Origin of the sequence: Rahnella sp. CJA17(1/100), assembly GCF_963881615.1 — a bacterium.
GTDB classification, from domain to species: Bacteria; Pseudomonadota; Gammaproteobacteria; order Enterobacterales; family Enterobacteriaceae; genus Rahnella; species Rahnella aceris.
The window spans coordinates 55091-77679 of the sequence record NZ_CAWOJA010000007.1 but is presented as its reverse complement, the minus strand read 5'-3'; the positions used below and the strand labels follow the sequence as shown (position 1 = coordinate 77679).

Sequence of the window (22589 nt, the reverse complement as noted above, 5' to 3'; positions counted from 1 at the left end):
AATCATGGAGAAACCGCACAACTGCCGCATGAATCGCTGTGATCCTGCGCCTTATTTCGTTCCCTTCGTGTTGTTACGGTCTGATAGTGATAAGGATCTGTTCAATATCGCGTCAAAATCAGCGGTGCTGAACAGGTTCTTATTGGCGACCTGAGTGGCCAAAGCCCCCTTCGCCGCGTTCACTGGCGTCAAAATCTTCCACCAGATTGAATTCTGCCTGAACGACAGGCACAAACACCATCTGAGCAATGCGCTCGCCCGGTTCGATAACAAATGTTGTCTGACCACGGTTCCAGACGGACACCATAAGTTGGCCCTGATAATCTGAATCGATAAGGCCGACCAGATTGCCCAGTACAACGCCGTGTTTATGACCCAGACCGGAGCGCGGCAAAATCACCGCCGCCAGATTAGCATCACCAATATGGATAGCCAGACCTGTTGGCAGCAGAGTGGTTTCACCCGGTTTCAGTTCTACAGAAGCATCCAGACAGGCGCGTAAATCCAGACCCGCAGACCCCGGTGTCGCGTAAGCCGGTAAAGGGAAAGTCGAACCGATGCGCGGGTCGAGAATTTTAATGTCGATTTTTTTCATCATAACGGCTGACAATCTCTTCTAATAAACGTTGGCCAAGCAGGGACTTATCGCTGAGTGGTAAGATTTTATCCCCGTCCTGCCAAAAAAGATGCAAGGCATTGGAATCGCTGTTGAAACCTTGCCCGGCAAGTGAAACATCGTTGGCGCAGATCAGATCCAGATTCTTACGGATCCTTTTTTGCCGCGCGTATTCTTCCACATTCTGGGTTTCAGCGGCAAACCCCACGACGTAAGGCCGGTTTTCTGTCATGGCCGCGACGCCAGCGACGATGTCAGGGTTTTTAATCATTTTTACAGTGATTTCATCGCCTTGCTTTTTGATCTTCTCATCAGCAATACGTTCTGCGCGATAATCTGCCACGGCAGCGCAGGAAATAAAAATATGCTGAGAAGCTGCCGAAAGCTGGACGGCTTGCTCCATCTCCAGCGCACTTTCCACATCAATACGGTGAACACGGGCAGGCGTTGGTTGCGTCACCGGCCCGGCTATCAGCGTCACTTTGGCACCACGTTCAGCGGCGGCTTTGGCAATGGCAAAACCCATTTTGCCGGAACTGTGATTACTGATGAAGCGGACAGGATCCAGCGGCTCACGGGTGGGGCCTGCGGTCACCATAATATTCAGATGCGCCAGATCCTTGCGCGAAGAGAAATGCGCATTGGCCATATCCACAATCACCAGCGGGTCCAGCATACGTCCCGGGCCAACATCGCCGCAGGCCTGACTGCCGCTGTCCGGCCCCCACAACAATGTGCCCCGTGCTGCCAGGCTTTGCAGGTTTTCTTGCGTGATGGCCGCACGATACATTTGCTGGTTCATCGCAGGAAGTACCGCGACCGGTGCCGCTGTCGCCAGACACACCGTCGTCAGCAGATCATTTGCCATGCCAGCATTCATGCGAGCCAGCAAATCCGCGGTGGCAGGCGCGATAATGACTAAATCTGCCCATTTCCCTAACTCGATATGTCCCATTGCCGCTTCGGCCGCCGGATCAAGCAGGTCGTCAGAAACCGGATAGCCAGAAACAGCCTGCAGGCTCAGCGGAGTCACGAAAGATTTCGCCGCTTCTGTCATGACGACGCGAACTTCAGCGCCTCTTTCACGTAAGCGACGTACCAGTTCTGGTGCTTTATAGGCAGCGATACCACCGCTGATACCGAGCACAATATGTTTGCCGGAAAGTCCCGTCATCATCATTGTCCGATTGGTTGAAAGCTGAAAGAAGCGACATTTTAGCATAACGGGGAATGATGACAGCTATTGGCGATGCGTCGAAAGTTGAGGAATAAAAATTCTGCGTAACATCTCGCAAGCCGACATACCGGACGTTATGACTGGGAGAATGCTGTGACACAATCGCCGCAAAAAAGGAGTCAGGATGACGAAACAGCAAAACCAGTGGCCGGGAGTGATGCCACCGCGCGAAAAATTATTGCAGCAAGGGGCGAAAGAGCTGACGGATCAGGAATTGCTGGCGATTTACCTGCGTACAGGATGCCGGGGATTGCATGTGATGGACCTGGCAAAGAATCTGCTGGAAGAGTTCGGTTCATTGCATCAGTTACTGATGGCGGATTTTGACGCCATGGCGCGCACGAAAGGAATGGGGGTTGCCAAGTTTTCGCAACTTGTGGCGGTGTCCGAATTATCCCGCCGCGCCTATCTGCGCCACCTGAGTGCCGAAAATGCGATGCTCAGCCCCAAGGTTATCCGTGAATATTTGCAGAATTTACTCGTTTTTCGGGAAAGAGAGGTGTTCCTGGTACTTTTTCTCGACAACCAGCATCGCGTTATTCGCCATGAGGAGATGTTTGCTGGTACTATTGGGCACGTAGAAGTGTATCCCCGCGAAATTGTTCGTGGTGCGATGAAGGTTAATGCGGCAGCCCTAATTCTGGCGCATAATCACCCATCCGGTCGGGCTGAGCCCAGTCTGATGGACAGAAAAGTGACTGAACAGATTATTCGAGCGTGCCAGTTGCTGGAAATTCGTGTCCTTGACCATTTGGTTGTAGGCCACGGAGAAACGGTATCTTTTGCCGAACGCGGCTGGATTTAGCCTTGTTTTTTGAAGATCCTTAGGGATCTTTAGCTGTTCGGGACTTGAGCACTTACGCTACAGAGCGTATACTACGCCACCTTTGAGAATCTTGGGTTTGGCGTTAAGAGCCTATCTCAGCAGGTTTCTGACCTGATGAATTGGTTTTTTACCCGACGACAGTGAGTCGGTTCTCAGTGGAGTTTGCTGAGATGGGCTCTAAAAGCCTGACGAGGCGGCCATACCCTATACGAAGCTCGAGCTGATTTGATTTTTGGAGAATAGACATGTCCCGAGTCTGCCAAGTTACTGGCAAGCGCCCGGTGAGCGGTAACAACCGTTCCCACGCAATGAACGCGACCAAACGCCGTTTTCTGCCGAACCTGCACTCCCACCGTTTTTGGGTTGAGGCTGAGAAGCGCTTTGTAACTCTGCGTGTATCTGCTAAAGGTATGCGTGTTATTGATAAGAAGGGTATTGAGACGGTCTTGGCCGATCTGCGTGCCCGCGGTGAGAAGTATTAAGGAACTGCATCATGGCTAAAGGTGTTCGCGAGAAGATCAAGCTGGTTTCTTCTGCTGGTACTGGTCACTTCTATACCACCACGAAGAACAAGCGTACTAAGCCGGAAAAATTGGAACTGAAGAAATTCGATCCAGTTGTCCGTCAACACGTGATCTATAAAGAAGCTAAAATTAAATAATTTTAGTGGATTGCAAAAACCCGGCTCCGGCCGGGTTTTTTATTGCCTGAATTTCGTGATTTCCATTTAGTGCGACTTTTATTTGCCTGATGTCGGTGTCTGCGACACACTCTGAACACGATTTTGCTCAAGGGGAAATTATGCCGGAATTACCTGAGGTTGAAACCAGCCGCAGAGGGATTGAACCCTATCTGAAAGGTCACACGATACTGCATGCCATTGTGCGTAATCCGCGCCTGCGCTGGCCTGTCTCGGCGGAGATCTTAGCGTTAAGCGATCAGCCGGTTCTGAGTGTGCAGCGTCGGGCAAAATATCTGCTGGTTGAGCTGCGAACCGGATGGATTATCATTCATCTGGGCATGTCCGGCAGTTTGCGGGTATTGCCGGAAGAAACTGAAGCAGGTAAGCATGACCACGTTGATCTGGTGATGGATAGCGGCCATGTGCTGCGTTATACCGATCCGCGACGTTTTGGTGCCTGGTTATGGTCTTCTGATCTGGCGGCCAGTAATGTCTTAGCCCATCTGGGGCCGGAACCGCTGAGCGAGGATTTCAACGCAGATTATCTGTTTGAGAAATCCCGTGCGAAGAAATCGCCAATCAAACCCTGGCTGATGGATAACAAACTGGTGGTCGGCGTCGGGAATATCTATGCCAGCGAATCCCTGTTTGTTGCCGGTATTTCACCTGACAGACCTGCACATTCGCTCAAACGTGATGAGACGGAATTGCTGGTGAGAACCATCAAAGCGGTATTGCTGCGCTCTATTGAACAGGGCGGGACGACGCTGAAAGACTTTCTACAGTCAGATGGGAAGCCAGGATATTTTGCACAGGAACTGCAGGTATACGGCAGAACGGGCGAGCCTTGCCGCGCATGTGGTACGCCCATTGAGAGTAAGAAACACGCTCAGCGCACCACGTTTTTCTGCCCGCGCTGTCAGCGCTAACGCATGATTCAGGCGCTGATTTTTTCCATCAGTGCCTGAGTAATGATTTGCGGCAGGAAAGGCGTGATATCCCCACCGTGGCGGGCGACTTCTTTGACCAGCGAAGAGGAAATAAACGACCATTCTTTTGAGGGCATCATGAACACGCTTTCCAGCGTTGGCAGCAAATGTCGGTTCATGTTCGCCAGTTGCATCTCATATTCAAAATCAGACACCGCACGTAATCCCCGTACCAGCACATTTGCGCCCTGATTTTTGGCGAAATTCGCCATCAAATCGCTGAAACCAATGACTTCAACATTATCCAGATGGGATGTGACCTGGGTCGCCAGCGCCACGCGTTCATCCAGCGAAAACATCGGTTTTTTGCTCGGGCTGGCCGCAATCGCAAGAATGACCTGGTCGAACATCAGCGCCGCACGGGTGACGATATCGAGATGCCCGTTGGTCATCGGGTCGAAAGTGCCGGGATAAATTGCCTTAGTGCTCATGACGGCTCACTTTTGCAGTTGGTGGCTGAGTGCCCACAGGGCGGCATATTTATTGAACGTATATTGTGCATTGACGCCTGCCAGGATCAACCCCTGCTTTCCATCCATAAAACCGGCCCGCAGGATCCAGGTTTTGACGAATGCGCCCAGCGTATGCGAAAGAATTGAGGAAAAACTGCAACGGCGGCCTTGCTGATGGCGTTGCTCTGCCCACGCCTGCGCATAGCTGAGTTGTTTACGCTGGAAAGCGAAAAGGTCGCGACAGGTGAGATGCAGCAGGTCACCTTGCAAAGCAACGACAGTCGCATTGCCTGTGTTCAGTGATTCATGCACCAGATCGTCGTTGTAGCAGAATGTAGCAGGGTACAGGCGGTTGACCCGATCAGGATACCAGCCGCTGTGGCGCATGAATTTTCCGAGGAACAGATTACTGCGTCCGAGGCTATAAACGGTATTTTCCTGCGGGCAATTCAGCACGGTTTCAATCGACTGGCGTAATTCAGGGGTGACACGCTCGTCGGCATCGATCATCAAAATGTAGTCACCGGTGGCATGACTTTGCGCCAGCTGGCGCTGTTTGCCAAAACCCGGCCACTCTGTGTTCTGGAATACTTTAGCGCCGAAGTGGCGGGCAACATCCTGCGTCGCATCGTTGCTGCCGGAATCGAGCAGAATTATTTCATCTGCCCAGTCTACTGACTTAAGGCATTCCGGCAATAAATCCGCCTCATTACGGGCAATCAGCACGACGGATAAACGTTTTTTATCAGCCATTAATGACTCCGGATGGGCAGATAAGGCTCCAGTAAATGCAGCAGGCGCTGTAACGCCCCCTGATTTTGATGCAGAACTTCAACGGCGTGGCGACCGTAATACAAACGGTAGTCTTCATCGGTCAACAGTGTAGAAATTTCTTTCACCAGCGATGCAGTATCAGTGACCGTGATCAGACCGTCGTCCTGAGCGAGCTTGGCGCAGATGTCTTTGAAATTGAAGGTATGGGGTCCCATCAGCACCGGAATTGCGTGGGCTGCCGCTTCCAGGGGATTATGGCCTCCGCGATCGACCAGACTGCCGCCAACAAACGCCAGGTCAGCAATGCCATACAGCAACATTAATTCGCCCATCGTATCGCCGATCACGACCTGAGTGGCAGAAGAAGGAACTTCCCCTGAGCTGCGCTGAATGAAAGAGAGGCCAGCTTTGCGCGTCAGCTCACAAGCTACCGGGAAACGTTCAGGGTGGCGCGGTACCAGAATCAGCAGCAAGTTCGGATGCGCTTTCAGCAGCTCTTTGTGCGCCTCCAGCAGTAAAGTTTCTTCGCCTTCATGCGTACTGGTAGCGATCCACACCTGACGGCGTGATGCCCACTGGCTGCGCAGTGCAATGGCTTTTGCAGCCAGTTCCGGCGTGACCGAGATATCGAATTTCAGGCTACCGGTCACCGCAAGCTGGTTGCGTTTGAGTCCTAAAGACAAGAAGCGTTCACCATCTTCCTGATTCTGTGCGGCGATCAGTGTAATGCGTTGCAAAATGGTGCGAATGAATTTGCCTAGCTTCTGGTATCCCTTCGCTGAACGGGCAGAAAGACGGGCATTGGCGATAACCAGTGGAATTTTGCGACGATGCAATGCACTGATAAGGTTCGGCCAAAGCTCGGTTTCCATAATGATGACCAGCTTGGGGTTAACCTCATCCAGGAAACGATTTACGGATCCGGCCAGATCATAAGGCAGATAGACGTGGTGCACACCCTTGCCAAAAGCGGACTGAACACGCTCTGAGCCTGTCGGTGTCATGGTGGTGACGGTAATTGGCAAGGAAGGATAACGATGACGTAATGCGCGGACTAAAGGGATCGCTGCCAGCGTTTCTCCAACGGAAACGGAATGCAGCATAATGCCGCCGGAGACAACCTTTCCTTTGCAGAAGCCATAACGTTCAGCCCAGCGTTTACGATAGGCGGGCGACTTGCGGCTGCGCAAAAGTAAACGGATCCAAATCAATGGCTGAATTAAATATATGATTATATTATAAAAAATATTCATCTTTTATCAGGCGTTGCATAAGGGAAAGTCAATTTCATAGAGCGAAAATAGTCCCGGCGGATAGATGGGCACATGTTATCAGATAAGTGTGATCGACTCATCATGTCAGCGCCTGCGTCCTCAGACCAGTAACGAGTGATAAAGTTTAACTAACTGTTTTGAAAGGTTTTTAGGGCTGTAAGGTAAAATCCGCTCTCTTGCCGCATTTCCCATCTGGTCATTTTCCTGACGGGAAGGAATTTTATTAACGTATTCGCTAAGTCTTATCACATCCAGCGCATCGCAAACGAAGCCTTCGCGCCCCTGCATAATAAACTCTGCGCCACCACAGGTTTCGCTGGTGATAACGGGCAATCCGCAGGCCATGGCTTCAAGAATCACGTTCGGGAACGGGTCGTATAATGTCGGCAGAATCATGCCATCGGCCGCATGGTAATAAGGGAGTACATTGTTTTGTACCCCGACAAAGCGGACCCGGTCAGCGCACCCTGATTGCTTCGCCAGAGATTCATACTTCTTCTGGTCTTTATCTTGTCCGACGACAATGAGGTAGCGATCGCCACAAGCGATCGCTTCAATGGCAGGCTTCAGCCCTTTGCGTTCAAAACCTGAACCTACGTAAATCAGTGCCACGGCCTGCGCAGGAATTGAAAGCATTTCACGCGCAGCGAGGCGCTGTGCATCTGTCGCCGGTACGAATTTTTGGGAATCAATGGCGTTATAGATCACTTCAAAACGGCTCTCATCAACTCCGTAACAGCGGATGATGTCGCGTTTTACCATCTCAGAATTGCAGATGATTTTTTTCAATGCCGGGGAGTGGAACATCTCTTCTTCGGCTTGCAGGACATAGCGGTGGTAGGGGCTGATTTTTGTAAGAAAACGCTGAAGAGGGGAAATGACACGCGCCCGTTGTTCCAGCCAGACACGATGTGCACCATCGCCGGCCCGGAAAATGTCGCAACCCGGAATACGTTCGTGGCTTTGCACTATGTCGAAATGTTCCTGTTTCCAACATTGTTGCGCAGCAGCGGCAAAACCCTTCTCACGTGAAACACGGCCATACTTTGCCGGATTACACAGGTGAATTTTCCATTGCGGATTTGGCTTGCCTTCCCACTGGCGGGTAATAATATTCAGATCAATATTTTGGTCATCCAGTGCCTCCAGAGCGCGGGAAATAAAACGTTCCGCGCCGCCATCCGGGCGATATTTTTGTCTGACAATCGCTAAACGGATGTTTTTCCCACTGGCGGCATTAGTCATGCAGATAACTCCTGGCTGCATCAATCACATCACTGACAGGGATTGCATGCAGATAACGTTGTTGAGTTTTTGTATCGATCGAATCGGGTGCGGGTAGCGGCGCGTAGTCCCCCGCCCAGAGAGTGGTATTATTTTTGCCCCATGGACGCCAGTGCTGCATTTTCGTCGGCCCGAATAAGGCGACGCAAGGCGTATTAAGCGCGGCGGCCATATGCATCGGCGCAGAATCCACCCCAATAAAGAGTTTTGCACCGTCAATCATTGCAGCCAGCTGGGTCAGTGATAACTGACCGGCGACAGAGATCACCTGCGGATTGTGCGTGAGATCCTGGATTTTGCTCACCATATCCAGCTCTTTCTTATCCGGGCCGGAGGTCATCACGATCGTCAGGCCGGTTTCAGCAAGTCCATCAATCACATTGGCGAATTTGTCATCATCCCAGCATTTGAACGTCCAGCGGGACGTTGGCTGAATCACAATATATTCGCCGGACACCTGATTTTTCAGAAGTAATTGCTGACAAAATGACTTGTCACTTTCTGAATAATGCATTGATGTCAGAGCGTTATCGGTGGAAATACCAAGCGGTGACAAAATCGACATATTCTGTTCAACAGTATGCAAAATGCTGTGATTTTCGGTCGTCACTAACTGCGTATGACCTGCCCGCCAGAAAGCAGAACGTCGTTTTTTATAGTCGAATCCTAAACGAACTTTCGCGCCACTAAATCGGGAAATCAAAGCACTGCGCCATTGATCGGCAAGATTAATCACCAGATCATAATGTCGGTCGCGGACAGCTTTGAGTAACTGATATTCCTGTTGTAACTGATAGCGGACACCTTGTTTTTTCCATGTTCTGTCAATGACATGGATATGAGATAGCGCTGGATGTTCACTGAGAATAGGGCGAGTTTCTTTATACAGAAGCACATCAATTTCAGCATCGGGGTAATGCTCGCGTAGCCTGTTTATCACCGGCGTGGTCAGCACCATATCTCCATGATGACGGAGTTTCACCAGAAGAATTCTTTGGGGTCTGAACGCTGCGTATTTGGCTTCTGAATTAGGCATTCTATTATCTGATAGTAGAATATAGTGAGTTGATTTTAGGTGAAGAATCGCATGCTGTGAAGTTATTTATCTTCCTGATATAGAAAGATAAATAACTTCATTTATGAAATGGTTAGATTCCACTTAAACGAATAAAGGAATCGTCTCTTTCTGAAACAACTTAACCGAGTTTTTTACGCAGGTTATGGAGACGATACAGCCACAGTAACAGTTGCCACCATTGTTTCGGTCCGCGTGCGTTACGCAGCATTATCCTGCGTGTGCCGGAGGTGTAAATATCGTCGATCATGGCTTTCTGAGCGGCCTGAACAGGCTCGCGGCGAACAGAATGACAAACCGTCAGGGCTTCCCGGGTGACCTGTCTCGGAAACTCCGCATAGATTTTTACCCGGTCTTTATATCGCTTATTTAATTCATCAAGCATTTTGGCGATTTTCAGGTAATGCCGTTGATATTCAACGTTTTTCATTCCGGTTCTTTTTTGGTTACTGATTGACTGACCATGAATGTAATAGCGATAAAGCACCTCTTGGGTGTATTTCACGCGGCGTGCGTTGAACATGAATTCGGTTGTCCAGGGAATATCCTGATGATGCAGGCCGGGTTCAAAATACAGATGATGCTTTTTAATAAGTTCCAGACGATAGACACCTAACCACACTACGTGCAAATAACGGTTTGTTGCCAGCGCCATTTTAAGCCAGTGCGGGCCATCCAGCACGGCAGTCGACGTTAAACGATCGGTGGGGATGATGGGTTTAACTTTTTCTGAGCCGACAAAATAACGTTCACCATTGCATTGTGCGACATCCAGATCATCCTGTTCACACAGTTCAATCAGCGTTTGGTACATGTTCGGATAGAGTATGTCATCGGCATCCGGAAAAGTGACGTACTGACCTTTGGCGATATCCAGGCCAGCATTACGCGCACGCGATACGCCGCCGTTAGCCTGATGAATGACGCGAATATGCGGGTATTTCTCAGCATATTCTTGCGCAACGCACTCGGAACCGTCTGTCGAACCATCATTGACGATAATGATCTCGAAGTTTGTCAGCGTCTGGGCGACGAGCGAATCCATAAAGTTTCGGAACATTTCCCCTGCGTTATACAGAGGGATAATCGCGCTGAGCTTAATGTTGTCGGATGTCGTTGTAAGGGGCATATCACACAATTTCCACTGATAAGGAGGGCAATCAACCGGGCCGGTGTAAGTTTCGCAGCCCGGAAAAAATCATTGTTTTTCTATCGGGGGATGCGGCCTCATCCTGAGCATCATCAGGTAGGCAAATACCAGCACAATAAAATACGGTGATTCGCGATTGTAAAACTGGGTATCACCCATGCTGAAGTAAATTACCGGGACCGACAGTAATAAAAATTCGTAACCCTTGGGCACCAGCCTGAAGGGATAGAGCAATAATACGGCGAAGAAAAGTACCATAATCAATGCGCCAAAAATTCCCTGTAATGACATTGTATCGATAATATCATTGTGCAAATGGAACTGAAGATTGCGTAACGCTTCCGGGTTTCCGCCTTCATGCTCATCGATGAACGTGGTGGCAAGTGCATTGCGGCTGTCGGCGGACTGACCAAACGGGTGATGTTTGAAAGCATCCACTCCGGCTCGCCACATTGAGAAACGCGCACCGACTGAAGTATTACGCTCCCCGTCATTGTAAGAGGTAACCTCGTTTTGGAGATTATCGAAGCGGGTGAGGACTTTATTGTAATAAGGATGACCAGAAGTCACGGCGGCAATAATTAAGACCGCAATGGCAAAACCGTAGATAATTTTAGACGTATGCGAGCTTTTGGTAAAATCGTAAATAATGCTGCCTGCACTAATAAGTATAAAGAGTATTATTGCAGAGCGGGTTTCTGTGGCAGCGAGAACCGCAAAAGTCAGCGTCATCACAATCAGACAAATGAGCCTGTAATGCTTTAACGCATGATATTTAAGACTGTACATCACCAGCAAAGAAAAAATAGTAAATGTATAGGCGCCGGAAGTCGGGGCGTCAGAATTTATTTTCATTCTTTCGCCTGTCTTTAAATAAACAATGATTCGTATGACGGATATAACAATAAAAAGAATCGTCATAATAGCTATCCCCGTGCGCACTGTCAGTGTGGGGATTTTCCATTTTTGAATGTTATGCTCAATGGCATACAGAATAAATGAAGCTAATATGAGTCTCTTACCGCTAATTTGGTAATGATAGGCAATGAGCGGATATTGATGGTTTACGGTGAGCATAACCCAAAGCAACTTGCTGATACCCAGAAGTAGAATTGTGCAGGCAACCGGGTAGAATTTAATTTTCTTATCAACACGCAGGGTGACGTAGATGAAATACAGGACAGAAATATACGTTGCGATATAAAAGAAATTCCGGGTTATTTCACCAGAGTACATAAAGAAAGAAATGGAAATGGTAATCAATAAGAATAGTAAAGATGCAAGTTTATCGTCAAAAGACGATTTTTTTATCTGTGCCATCAGATTACTTTTCATAAAGAGCTTTTCCTGAAAATCTTATTATTCATATATTTGGTCATCCAGCGCAAACTGGTCAAATAGCGACCCTTATGCCAGAGTGCCTGGGCATAGCGTTTCATCTCTTTATAGGAAACCGGCACGTCATGTGGGACTGCGTGCCATGGGGATTGCGCATAATATTGATCATAAATATCGGCCAGTTCTCCCATTCCCCAAAGGTGCCAGGGTTTACATTTACCCGTATAATGAATCAGGATGGTATCTTTCGGGATATCAACTCTCTTTCCCACTTTATTTAAAATGATGTCACAGACAAAATTATATCTTTTAGGAAGCAGCAGAACTTCATGTTCCAGGACAATATTAAGTGCGTCCTGGTCAGGGAATTTAAATTCTCTTTCCTGAAGGCTAAGTGTCCGGATGATCCGCTCAGTTGTATTTTTCTCAAGCCATTGAGGGATATTGATGTATAAGAATCCTGAGTTGAAATAATTTCCCTTTGTCAGACTTAACTGTGAGCAAAGTTTATTTCTTGCCCGTTGCGTATCATTGACGGCTGCCAGCGTATAAGGGCTGATATCCATCTCGCTCAGTTCTTTATAACTGCCTAAACATAATGTGTCCGCGTCAAGGTAGAGTAATTTTGATGTGACGCCAGAAAGGATGTAGGGAGTGAATAAACGATAATAAATAGCCTGAGGATAGCGCCCCATCAGCGGTAAATCAGTGAACGCAGATTCTTTAAAAACGTAACAGGTGATGGCCAGCGGATGTTTTGCCGCCAGCTCAAGCAGTCGGGATTTTGATATTTCATCGAGCGCACTGCCAAATATATGAATATGAAAAGCTAAGTCAGGGTTGTTTTTCAGAACAGAAAAGACAGTGACCCCCATACCACGGGCATAGGCATTATTTATTCCGAATGCGATATGGACCACCGGGAGTGATGAATCCCCTAAATTGTTCACGAGCTCTTCTTTATGCTCGAGATAGCTCATATATTCATGGTCAGACATAGTGTTGTACCTGACTTGTTTTGCTTATAACAAATGAACGTATTTTCTCCAGTTGAGCATCACTGAGTGAAAAAAGTTCTTCAGCACTGTGCCGGAATTGATAAGGTGCTGAGAAAATAAAAGATTCAGGCGCGAGTTTTTTATCTTCCGGCGTCAGGATGAGTGGCGCATAGGTTGGATGCTGCTCGGTTAAGTCACAAGGACCCGCTAAACATACCACTGGGATATTCACCGCATCTGCGATATACACGTTGCCAGAATCTGAGGCGATATACATATCCATCTGAGAAATAGCATGTGGGACTTCATGCAATTTTAGCTTACCGATCAGGTTAATGATGTTTTCGCGAGCACTGAGTTTTTCCAGCAACTGATCAAGGTATTTCTGCTCATTCTCCGGGCCAAAAACATAAAACTGACAAGGAAGGCCAGCCAGGGTATTAAGGATTTTAATCCATACCGCTGTCGGAATTGTTTTAGCTTTATTGCCTGCCGAAATGCTGATACCAATTTTGACCTGCTTGCTTGCCGCCAGCTCCGGCAAGGTTTTTTCAGGTATCCACAAGGGAAGGGTGGCATGTTTAGTATAGCTTTCTGCACTGAGGCTGGGGTCTGCCAGCTTAAGATAACTTTCCAGCGTAAAATCGGTTTTCTGATGCAAACGAACAACGTCGGCCGTCTGATAAAAAATCCCGTGATACCACTTGCGGGTATAAGCGATCAGAAAGGCTTTATGCTTCGCATTACAGAAGGCGGCATAGAAACCGTTAACGCTGTTAGGTTGCAGCAGATAAATATTGTCGTAGCGGTTGAGCAGGCGAAAGGCGAGACCAATTTTACTGACTAAAGATTTTTTGTAATCTTCAATGAGATAAATAGAGTCGATCGTCGAATCGTGTGCAGCCAAAGGCAAAACCGTTTTACTGATCAAGACATCTGATTTTTTTAAATGCTTCAGTAAAGGCGTGATATTGACGAAATCACCAATTTTGGCGGTTTGTATGACCAGATTTCGTCCTTTGCCCTGATGAAAAGGCTTCATCAGCATTTTGAACGGCCACAGCAAGATGAAAATAATCACGTAGCTCATGGTCAGTTCACTTCCTCTTTCGCAGCGGTCAGATCACTCAGACGCTCAAAGACGGTTTTGGCTGGTAAGTTTTCCAGTGAATTGTTCTCGGCTTTGAGGATAAACTGATTCTTTCCATACCCGCCAATCAATCCCGGATCGGTCGGTCCGTAAAGCGTGATATTTGGACGATCCAGCGCGGCAGTCAGATGGCTCAGCCCCGTATCAACAGAAATGACCGCTTTCGCACCGGCTAAAACCTCAGCAACTTTTTCCAGACTCAACTTGGGCAACACCTCGACATAAGGGAAACCTTCCGCCAGACGCAATGCGCGCTGATGTTCATGGTCTGCCCCCCACGGAAGTTTGATGCGGATATCTTGCCCGCCGAACATGCTGATCAGCTCACGCCAGTGTTCTTCCGGCCAATGTTTATCGGCGCGGGTGGTGGCATGAAGAAACACCAGATACCGGCCCGCGTCGGCAGGAAGATGGGAGAGGAAACGTGCTGCAATAGCATAATCTCCCTGGCCTGATGGCTTTTCATAGCCCAGGCTTTTCGCAAACAATTCCCGGGTACGTTCTACCGCGTGCTGCTTTTTATCGATTTCATGACGCTGATTGTAGAACCAGCTGGCGAATGGTTCACGGGCACTTTTACAATCCTGACCGTGTTTTTCACCTTTGGCGACACGGGTGATCAGTGCCGCGCTTTTAATCAGACCCTGAGCATCAATGATCGCATCATAGGTTTGAGACTGAACTTCGCGTTTGAAGTCGCAGCGTTGCTGACGGGTTTCAGAGCCGAACCAGTTTTTACGCCAGCGGCGGATGGCGACAGGTATCACGCGATCAACGGCAGGATGCCAGCCGGGGATCTGGCTAAATCCTTCTTCCACGACCCAGTCAAAGCGGATCCCGGCAATGGCCTGCATAGCATCCGTCAACGCCGGAAGGGTATGCAGAACGTCGCCCATGGACGACGTTTTGACGATGAGAACCCGCATTAAAGCTCCTTCCTTGCGCTCAGCAACTGGGTGAGTTCCTGATAAACTTGTCCGGGTTGAATATCAATTAAACTTTGGTGATAGCCTTCTTCAGCATCGCCTTTACGGACTTTATGGTAGCCAGTGATCAGACGTATAACTTTTGCCTGATGGCTGAGGGGCGGTGTGAAGTCCGGGCTGCTGGGCCCGTAAAGTGCTATCAGCGGTTTATCCAGCGCGGCAGCAACGTGCATCAGGCCTGAATCATTACTGACGACCGCATGACAGGCGGCAATCATCACCACCGCCTGATCCAATGAGGTTTTCCCCGCCAGATTGAGACAGAAAGGTTGCGCGCTTTCTGTCAGTGCCAGGCGGATTTGTTCACCTGCTGCGTTATCTTTTGCAGAGCCAAAGAGCACCACCTGATAGCCTTCGCTGATCAGTTTTTCAGCCAACACCGCGTAGTGATAATGAGGCCAGCGCTTTGCCGGACCAAACTCTGCGCCAGGGCAGAAACCAATCAGCGGCCGGGTGTTATCCACAGAGAATGAGGTTTTAACTGCGGTGACTTCAGCGTCGCCGACCTCTAATTTCGGCCAGAGAATGGGTTGTGGAAGATCAGCGGCAGTTTTGATTTGCCGGGCATCGTAGCCCAGAGCAGCATAACGCTGAACCATCAGTGGAAAAGCGGGTTTATCCAGCACCCGCAAATCATTGAGCAGACCATAGCGCATTTCGCCACGCCAGCCGGTGCGTTGCGGAATACGGGCAAAGAAAGGAACCAGCGCCGATTTAAACGAGTTAGGCAGAACGAATGCACGCTGATATTTCTCATTGCGCAATGAAATACCCAGACGACGACGTTCGCCCAATTCCAGCGCACCGTGGCCCAGCGGCATGGCCAGCGCCTGATGTACTTCCGGCATGCGATCAAGTAAAGGACGGCACCATGCAGGTGCCATCACGTCAATTTGAGCGTCGGGGTGCGCAGCTTTCAGGGTGCGATAAAGACTTTGTGACATCATCATGTCACCGACCCATGACGGCCCAATTACCAGTATTTTCATACCGTTAATCCATTCCTCAATGTGCAGGGCTTAAACTGTGCGGTTAAGCCAGCTCATGTATTCCGTAACACCTTCGGCAACCGTTTTGAACGGTTTGTCGTAACCGGCGTTACGCAGGGCTGTCATGTCGGCCTGTGTGAAGGACTGGTAACGGCCTTTGAGTTTTTCCGGGAATGGAATGTATTCGATATCGCCAGACTTGTGGTATGCCACGACAGCATCTGCCACGGCCTGGAAGGATTCCGAACGTCCGGTACCGCAGTTAAAAATGCCCGAAACACCGTTTTGCCAGAACCACAGGTTCACGGCTGCCACATCACCCACGTAGATAAAATCGCGTTTGAAGCCTTCGCTGCCCGAGAACAGTTTTGGGTTCTCCCCGGCCTTGATCTGATTATTCAGATGGAACGCTACGCTCGCCATGCTGCCTTTATGGCCTTCACGCGGTCCGTAAACGTTGAAATAACGGAAACCACAAATTTGAGATTCAGCGTGCGGCAGAATTTCGCGAACATACTGGTCAAACAGGAACTTAGAGTAACCATAGACGTTCAGCGGTTGCTCGTATTTACGCTCTTCAACAAAGCTGGTGCTCTGGCTACCATAAGTGGCTGCGGAAGACGCATAAAGGAAGGGAATGCTGCGATCTAAACAATAATGCAGGACATCTTTAGAGTACTGATAGTTGTTATCCATCATGTACTTGCCGTCCCACTCGGTAGTGGAAGAGCATGCGCCTTCGTGGAAAATGGCGTCGATATCACCCAGATCGTCGCCGGCCACGATACTGGCGATAAAATCTTCTTTGTCGCAATAATCCGCAATATCCAGATCCACCAGATTGACGAACTTGGTGCCATCTTTCAGATTATCCACCACCAGAATATCGCGGTATCCCATATCATTGAGCGATTTAATAATATTGCTGCCGATAAAACCAGCGCCGCCAGTGACGATTATCATGGGATTCACCTTTAATCATTTGAAGAACTGCGCACCATGCACAGCCTGTATATTGGGTAATATCATAACACTTCATTATGAAGCTCACATTGGGAAGGTGTCCGATAACAGGGATTCTTATGTTTCAGAGCGTAAGGCGTGAACTATGCTGCAAAACAAAGATATTGTGAGCACTTCCATCGTTATTTTATATGCAGATTAGTAAGGTATTCCGTGAATGAGTCATTTCAGGAGAATACTGTATGTCTGTTTCGTTTTATCGCCAGCTGGAAGATCAGCTGGAGCAGGCCCGGGTTGAAGGGCTGTTTAAAGAAGAACGCATTCTCACCACGCCCCAGCAGGCTGAAGTCTCCGTCGCTGGCGGCCGTCCGGTCATCAATTTTTGCGCCAACAACTACCTTGGCCTGGCGAATCATCCCGAACTGATCCGTGCTGCAAAAGCCGGTCTCGACAGCCACGGTTTCGGCATGGCTTCGGTTCGCTTTATCTGCGGCACACAAGATACGCACAAAGAACTTGAACACCGTCTGGCTGACTTTCTCGGTATGGACGATGCGATCCTCTATTCCTCCTGCTTTGATGCCAACGGTGGGTTATTTGAAACACTGCTGGGTGAAGAAGACGCCATCATTTCGGATGCGCTGAATCATGCCTCAATAATCGATGGTGTTCGCTTATGCAAAGCGAAACGCTATCGGTATGCCAACAACGATATGTCTGAACTGGAAACCCGTTTGCAGCAGGCAAAAGATGAGGGTGCCCGTCATATTCTGGTGGCAACTGACGGCGTATTTTCAATGGATGGCGTGATAGCCAACCTGAAGGGCGTGTGCGACCTGGCCGAACGGTTCGACGCGCTGGTGATGGTCGATGATTCCCATGCGGTAGGTTTTGTCGGTGCCGAAGGGCGGGGAACGCACGAACATTGCGATGTGATGGGGCGCGTGGACATCATCACTGGCACGCTTGGCAAAGCGCTGGGCGGGGCTTCCGGCGGTTATACCGCTGCGCGTCAGGAAGTGATCGACTGGTTGCGTCAGCGTTCGCGGCCCTATCTCTTCTCTAATTCCCTGGCACCGTCGATTGTTTCTGCCTCCCTGAAAGTGCTTTCCATGCTCGAAGAAGGCAGCGAACTGCGTGAGCGTTTGCTCAGCAATTCAAAATTGTTCCGCGAGAAAATGACCGCCGCGGGTTTCACGCTGGCGGGGGCTGATCACGCCATTATCCCGGTGATGCTTGGCGAGGCTCGTCTGGCTCAGGAGTTTGCGTCGCTTTTGCAGCAGGAAGGGATTTACGTCACCGGCTTCTTTTACCCGGTGGTGCCTCAGGGGCAGGCGCGCATCCGTACTCAAATGTCAGCAGCGCACAGCACGGAACAAATCGAAAAGGCCGTTGAAGCCTTCACCCGTATTGGCAAAAAACTTGGCGTGATCGCCTGAGGAATGTCGATGAAAGCTTTAGCAAAACTCAAACGTGAAGAAGGCATCTGGATGACGGATGTGGCCGTGCCGGAATTAGGGCACAACGATTTGCTGATCAAAATCCGTAAAACTGCCATCTGCGGAACCGATGTGCACATCTACAACTGGGACGAATGGTCACAAAAAACCATTCCCGTACCGATGGTGGTCGGACACGAATATGTCGGCGAAGTGGTGGGCATCGGGCAGGAAGTTAAAGGTTTCAGTATCGGTGACCGGGTGTCGGGCGAGGGGCATATTACCTGCGGACACTGCCGTAATTGCCGGGGAGGACGTACGCATTTGTGCCGCAACGCACAGGGCGTGGGGGTAAACCGTCCGGGCGCTTTTGCGGAGTATCTGGTATTGCCTGCTTTTAATGCGTTTAAAATTCCGAACAATATTTCTGATGATCTGGCTGCCATTTTTGATCCCTTTGGTAATGCTGTGCATACCGCATTGTCGTTTGATCTGGTCGGCGAGGATGTTCTGATCAGCGGTGCCGGGCCGATTGGCATCATGGCGGCAGCCATTTGCAAACATGTCGGTGCCCGCCATGTGGTGATCACGGATATGAACGAATACCGTCTGGAACTCGCGCGCAAAATGGGTGTGACGCGGGCGGTGAATGTCAGCCAGCAAAGCTTGCAGAATGTGATGGATGAGCTGGGCATGACGGAAGGGTTTGACGTCGGGCTGGAAATGTCAGGTGCACCTGCGGCATTTCGCAGCATGCTTAACGCCATGAACCATGGCGGCCGGATTGCGATGCTGGGCATTCCATCGACCGAGATGGCAATCGACTGGAATCAGGTGATTTTCAAAGGACTGTTTATTAAAGGGATTTACGGAAGGGAAATGTTCGAAACCTGGTACAAAATGGCCGCCCTGATCCAGTCAGGATTAGATCTTACACCTCTGATTACGCACCATTTTCCGATTGATGAATTCCAGAAAGGGTTTGATGCGATGCGCTCCGGGCATTCCGGCAAAGTGATACTTAACTGGTAATCTGGCGCTCTGAAAATGCAAAAGCCCGCTGAAAATAGCGGGCTTTTGCTGATAGCGGGCGCAGTCTTTACGCCGCAGGACCGGCCATTTGTTTCTCGTCATCCGTCAGATAGCGCACTTTACGGGTGTAATCCTGACCTTTGAATAACAGTTCATTATCCGGTGAAGCCAGATACTTTTGCCATTCTGTCAGCGGGAAGCCGCCATGAGCGCCGATCACTTCTTTAGGGATAACCGACGGTGTGCCGCCAATTTTTTTCGATACCGGCCAGTTCATCCAGTCGCCCAGATTGACGCTTTTGATGTCCAGCGTATCCAGCATGGCCGCCAGAGGCAGTTGATCTGTCGGGGGCTGGTTGTCTGGCAGAATGTTCCATGTATCGATGAAAAACATAATCCACAGCGGGCACAAACGCTCCCAGGTTTTACGCGTGGCGGCTAAGAAAGCGCCGTTCACGTGATCGACAATATAAGGACGCACGCTGTTTTTGTAATACGCCGGGATGATCTCAGGATCACAACCGTCCAGTTTGGCAATCATCTTGCCCTGACGGAAACTTGAATAAATATGATTTTCATGTAACTGAATTTCCGGCATTTTAAGCAAATTAAGATCGGAATCGATCATCAAAATACCGTCAGTTCTGGCCTGCAAAGGCGCCATCAGTTTGATCAGGCGGCTGAGATAAATTTGTTTATAACGATAATCACCGGATTTGGTTTCAGGGTGAAGCGTGACGATCCGGACTTTCTCCGGTAACGGGCGAAACTGGCTGGCAGCCTGATCGGTAACAATCACGATTTCCTGTAATGCGGTCGCAAATTTATCGGCAAACTCTGCACACAGACAAGCTTCTTCAATATAGTCAGCCCCCGCGGAAGGGATCACCACAGACGTCACGCTGTTCTTTGGTTTTCCTGCCATGACGGTCCCGTCATACGGCAAATTATGGCGTGAAAGAATGTGACGATATTTTGGATTTAGAAATTTGAACATATTCAGCCTTGTTTCTTTTTCACACTGCTTAAAACGGTTTCAACGCCTGAGACATATTTTTCAATTGCAAATTTTTCGCGAACAGTCAGATTTGCCTGCTCTGCAATTTCATTTCTCAGATGGGCATTGAGATACAGTGTTTTCATATGATTAAAGAGCATATCAATATCGCCATACTCAAATAACATGCCGGTTTCTGCATTTTTAATCAGTTCGGCTGTACCGGTGACATTCGAACCAATCACCGGCGTTTTCAGCAGCATGGATTCCAACACGACCCGCGGAAGCCCTTCACTTTTTGAGCCTAATATAAAGGCATCAAACGCGGACAGATATTCCAGCGCATTGCTCTGGAAGCCTGTAAATACCACTTTATCCATCATATTCAGAGCCGAAGTTTGCTGAATGAGACGGCGTAAATTCGGGCCTTCACCCACAAACACCATTTTCCATTTAGCTTCCGGAAATGCGCGATTAAATTTGTCTAGTGCCAGTAATGTGAAGTGATGAGCTTTGCGGTTAATCAGAGAACCTATACTGCCAAAGATGAACGTGTCGTTGTCGGCGGCTAATTCTTCCCGGATTTTTGTGCCTTCGGGCAATGGCTGATGAATATCAATGCCATTAAAAACGGTAAAACATAACTCTTTGCGTACACCACGTTTGAGCAGCTGTTCCTGAACGCCTTGAGAAACAGAGATAATGCTGTGGCAGAACCGGTTAACGATGCGCACAACCTCCCGGTTGAGCACCGGTTCAATGCGACAATGCTGTACGATTTCTGTGGGTAAACCGGCAGTAGAATAATAGCCTTCGACGTTAGAGCTGGGCTGATTATTCATATAGAGAATGTCAAACTGACCGAGTTCAAGCAGGGAGTGAATTTTGCGGATATTGGGATTAATACGCCAGATTTTGTCGATAGAGTAAATGGCTTTCTGACGCAAATTACTGCTAAAGAAAAACAGCGTTCTTAATACTTCTTTAGCTATTTTCGCCCAGGCAGGTTGCTTAACCTGCGGAATAAAAAATACCGGTACATTCAGTGAGTTTAAAATCTGACTGATAGTTTCGCCGTTGTCCCGGGCGTAATCGTTGTAAAAGCAGCAGCTGATTTCATATTTTTCACGATCGATTCTTTTCAGCAGTTCTAACATGCTGTTAGTCCCGCCTCCCCATTCCTTGCCACTATCCAGTAGCAGAATTTTAGATCGATCTTGTCCCATCGGTTAGCGCCCTTGCTCAGTCCGGTCAAAAAAATATACAGCGCCCATTATATGAGGCAAAACCCAGAAGCTCTACTTTTTAGTTTGGCTATGAAATCAATTGATATCAATAAGTTAGTTGGTGATGCCAAATATATGCGTACCACCAATATAATCAGGAAACCGCCAATGAGTGCGATTTCTACTTTTTAGTAAAAGTTGTTATCACAGAATACTGCCGTTCAACAAATGCCGCAGCGGGTGAAGATTTCAGGCTTTCCCCCAGAATTTTAAACATGCTGTCGGCATAAATCTGCGGGAGAGGTTGCCTGAGGCGGCAGACGCTGATGCCTTTACGTGATGATTTTACGGGCGCAATCGTGACCTTACCGGCGGGTATGCTGCGCTGGGGTTCGTTCAGCAGATCACTTGGCCTGACCAGAACGATATCGGAAGGTAGATTAGGCAACATTTGCTGCAGCACTTTCACCGTCGTCGGATGCGGGTGTCCTATCGCGATGGCATATCCATTCTTGCGTGCGAGCTGAATTGCGCGTTCAAACTGACGGCGGATTTCCGCTTCATTCTGCACATCATCTAAAAAGACATTGCGCTTAATGACTTTCACCCGGGTGCCCTGAGCCGCTTTGACTGACTGAGTGTTACCAATGGTCATGCTGTCGAGGAAAAACAGGTTGTGGGCATTCATTGCCTGCATGACATTTTCCATCCCGGTCAGGCTGGAGGTCATAGCACTACCCATATGGTTATTGATGCCAATCGCGTAAGGGATATTGATGATCGCCTGATCGACAATACGTTTCACTTCTGCGGCGCTCATGGAGGGTGTCAGCGTGTCTTTTTCCAGCGGTTGCTTACTAAGTGGCGCCATCGGCAGATGGATCAGAATTTCACGCCCCTGCTGGTGAGCCTTGTTCATCATCATCTGCGAATCGGGTGCGTTGGGAAAAATCGCGACCGATACCGCTTTTGGCATCTGAAGTACCTGGTTTTCCTCATGCTGGCGATAACCAAAGTCATCGATCAGGATGGATAATTTCGCTGCCTGAACCTGACAAGCAAAAAACGCAGTACCACAAAGGGCAGCTAAAACGGACTTGTTATATCGCAAT

General features: G+C 49.0%; 23 protein-coding genes. 6 read left to right on the top strand and 17 right to left on the bottom strand.

Going from position 1 to position 22589, the window contains the following annotated elements; genetic code table 11:
* Positions 1–139 precede the first annotated feature (139 nt).
* Together dut and coaBC are read right to left on the bottom strand one after the other, a co-directional pair.
* Positions 140–598, bottom strand: a complete 459-nt coding sequence (gene dut, locus AACU55_RS04705) for a dUTP diphosphatase (protein WP_013577627.1) — start codon at positions 596–598, stop codon at positions 140–142.
* Complete coding sequence (gene coaBC, locus AACU55_RS04700; protein WP_013577626.1) at positions 576–1793, bottom strand: bifunctional phosphopantothenoylcysteine decarboxylase/phosphopantothenate--cysteine ligase CoaBC; 1218 nt, start codon at positions 1791–1793, stop codon at positions 576–578. The genes dut and coaBC overlap by 23 nt, the downstream gene beginning before the upstream one ends.
* A 184-nt stretch (positions 1794–1977) precedes the next feature.
* Here coaBC and radC point away from each other — a divergent pair, with 184 nt between their 5' ends.
* The 4 genes from radC to mutM all read left to right on the top strand — a co-directional run bounded on the left by radC (position 1978) and on the right by mutM (position 4290).
* A complete protein-coding gene (gene radC, locus AACU55_RS04695; protein WP_013577625.1) occupies positions 1978–2658 on the top strand; it encodes a RadC family protein in 681 nt (226 codons plus the stop codon).
* Positions 2659–2924: 266 nt separating this feature from the next.
* Positions 2925–3161, top strand: coding sequence for a 50S ribosomal protein L28 (gene rpmB / locus AACU55_RS04690; protein ID WP_004931195.1), 237 nt, complete (start codon positions 2925–2927; stop codon positions 3159–3161).
* Positions 3162–3172: 11 nt separating this feature from the next.
* Positions 3173–3340 carry a 50S ribosomal protein L33 gene (gene rpmG / locus AACU55_RS04685; protein ID WP_004392084.1) on the top strand — a complete coding sequence of 56 codons (168 nt, stop codon included), beginning with the start codon at positions 3173–3175 and terminating at the stop codon, positions 3338–3340.
* Positions 3341–3480: 140 nt separating this feature from the next.
* Complete coding sequence (mutM, locus tag AACU55_RS04680) at positions 3481–4290, top strand: bifunctional DNA-formamidopyrimidine glycosylase/DNA-(apurinic or apyrimidinic site) lyase (protein WP_134706759.1); 810 nt, start codon at positions 3481–3483, stop codon at positions 4288–4290.
* Between the two features lie 8 nt (positions 4291–4298).
* Here the strand turns inward: mutM and coaD are convergent, their stop codons facing one another.
* The 12 genes from coaD to rfaD form a co-directional block, all read right to left on the bottom strand.
* Positions 4299–4781, bottom strand: coding sequence for a pantetheine-phosphate adenylyltransferase (coaD, locus tag AACU55_RS04675; protein ID WP_013577623.1), 483 nt, complete (start codon positions 4779–4781; stop codon positions 4299–4301).
* A 6-nt stretch (positions 4782–4787) separates the two neighbouring features.
* Complete coding sequence (locus tag AACU55_RS04670) at positions 4788–5555, bottom strand: glycosyltransferase family 2 protein (protein ID WP_037035350.1); 768 nt, start codon at positions 5553–5555, stop codon at positions 4788–4790.
* Positions 5555–6829 (bottom strand): lipid IV(A) 3-deoxy-D-manno-octulosonic acid transferase, encoded by a 1275-nt coding sequence (waaA, locus tag AACU55_RS04665; protein WP_013577621.1) that lies wholly within the window; start codon positions 6827–6829, stop codon positions 5555–5557. The genes AACU55_RS04670 and waaA overlap by 1 nt, the downstream gene beginning before the upstream one ends.
* A gap of 120 nt (positions 6830–6949) precedes the next feature.
* Complete coding sequence (locus tag AACU55_RS04660; protein WP_134706758.1) at positions 6950–8095, bottom strand: glycosyltransferase family 4 protein; 1146 nt, start codon at positions 8093–8095, stop codon at positions 6950–6952.
* Positions 8088–9170: a putative lipopolysaccharide heptosyltransferase III gene (rfaQ, locus tag AACU55_RS04655; RefSeq protein WP_013577619.1), complete on the bottom strand. Its 1083-nt coding sequence runs from the start codon at positions 9168–9170 to the stop codon at positions 8088–8090. Before rfaQ ends, AACU55_RS04660 begins: the two co-directional genes overlap by 8 nt.
* A gap of 160 nt (positions 9171–9330) precedes the next feature.
* Positions 9331–10338 (bottom strand): glycosyltransferase, encoded by a 1008-nt coding sequence (locus AACU55_RS04650; RefSeq protein ID WP_013577618.1) that lies wholly within the window; start codon positions 10336–10338, stop codon positions 9331–9333.
* 69 nt (positions 10339–10407) lie between these two features.
* Entirely contained in the window at positions 10408–11694 is a 1287-nt protein-coding gene (locus tag AACU55_RS04645; protein ID WP_134706757.1) for an O-antigen ligase family protein, read from the bottom strand.
* Positions 11691–12695, bottom strand: coding sequence for a glycosyltransferase family 8 protein (locus AACU55_RS04640; protein WP_134706756.1), 1005 nt, complete (start codon positions 12693–12695; stop codon positions 11691–11693). The genes AACU55_RS04645 and AACU55_RS04640 overlap by 4 nt, the downstream gene beginning before the upstream one ends.
* Positions 12688–13785, bottom strand: a complete 1098-nt coding sequence (locus AACU55_RS04635; protein ID WP_037035340.1) for a glycosyltransferase family 9 protein — start codon at positions 13783–13785, stop codon at positions 12688–12690. Before AACU55_RS04635 ends, AACU55_RS04640 begins: the two co-directional genes overlap by 8 nt.
* A 2-nt stretch (positions 13786–13787) precedes the next feature.
* Positions 13788–14771: a lipopolysaccharide heptosyltransferase RfaC gene (gene rfaC / locus AACU55_RS04630; RefSeq protein ID WP_037035338.1), complete on the bottom strand. Its 984-nt coding sequence runs from the start codon at positions 14769–14771 to the stop codon at positions 13788–13790.
* Positions 14771–15820, bottom strand: coding sequence for an ADP-heptose--LPS heptosyltransferase RfaF (gene rfaF, locus AACU55_RS04625; RefSeq protein WP_037035337.1), 1050 nt, complete (start codon positions 15818–15820; stop codon positions 14771–14773). The genes rfaC and rfaF overlap by 1 nt, the downstream gene beginning before the upstream one ends.
* 30 nt (positions 15821–15850) lie before the next feature.
* A complete protein-coding gene (rfaD, locus tag AACU55_RS04620; protein WP_013577612.1) occupies positions 15851–16783 on the bottom strand; it encodes an ADP-glyceromanno-heptose 6-epimerase in 933 nt (310 codons plus the stop codon).
* A gap of 242 nt (positions 16784–17025) precedes the next feature.
* On the opposite strand from rfaD, the gene kbl reads away from it, so the two are divergent.
* Both kbl and tdh read left to right on the top strand, forming a co-directional pair.
* Entirely contained in the window at positions 17026–18222 is a 1197-nt protein-coding gene (gene kbl, locus AACU55_RS04615) for a glycine C-acetyltransferase (RefSeq protein WP_134706755.1), read from the top strand.
* Positions 18223–18231: 9 nt separating this feature from the next.
* Positions 18232–19254: an L-threonine 3-dehydrogenase gene (gene tdh / locus AACU55_RS04610; protein WP_134706754.1), complete on the top strand. Its 1023-nt coding sequence runs from the start codon at positions 18232–18234 to the stop codon at positions 19252–19254.
* A 67-nt stretch (positions 19255–19321) separates the two neighbouring features.
* On the opposite strand, the gene AACU55_RS04605 is transcribed toward tdh, so the two are convergent.
* The 3 genes from AACU55_RS04605 to AACU55_RS04595 form a co-directional block, all read right to left on the bottom strand.
* Positions 19322–20251 carry a hypothetical protein gene (locus AACU55_RS04605; RefSeq protein WP_013577609.1) on the bottom strand — a complete coding sequence of 310 codons (930 nt, stop codon included), beginning with the start codon at positions 20249–20251 and terminating at the stop codon, positions 19322–19324.
* A 2-nt stretch (positions 20252–20253) separates the two neighbouring features.
* Positions 20254–21477 (bottom strand): glycosyltransferase, encoded by a 1224-nt coding sequence (locus tag AACU55_RS04600; protein WP_013577608.1) that lies wholly within the window; start codon positions 21475–21477, stop codon positions 20254–20256.
* A 181-nt stretch (positions 21478–21658) separates the two neighbouring features.
* Positions 21659–22588, bottom strand: a complete 930-nt coding sequence (locus AACU55_RS04595) for a divergent polysaccharide deacetylase family protein (protein WP_134706753.1) — start codon at positions 22586–22588, stop codon at positions 21659–21661.
* Position 22589 lies beyond the last annotated feature (1 nt).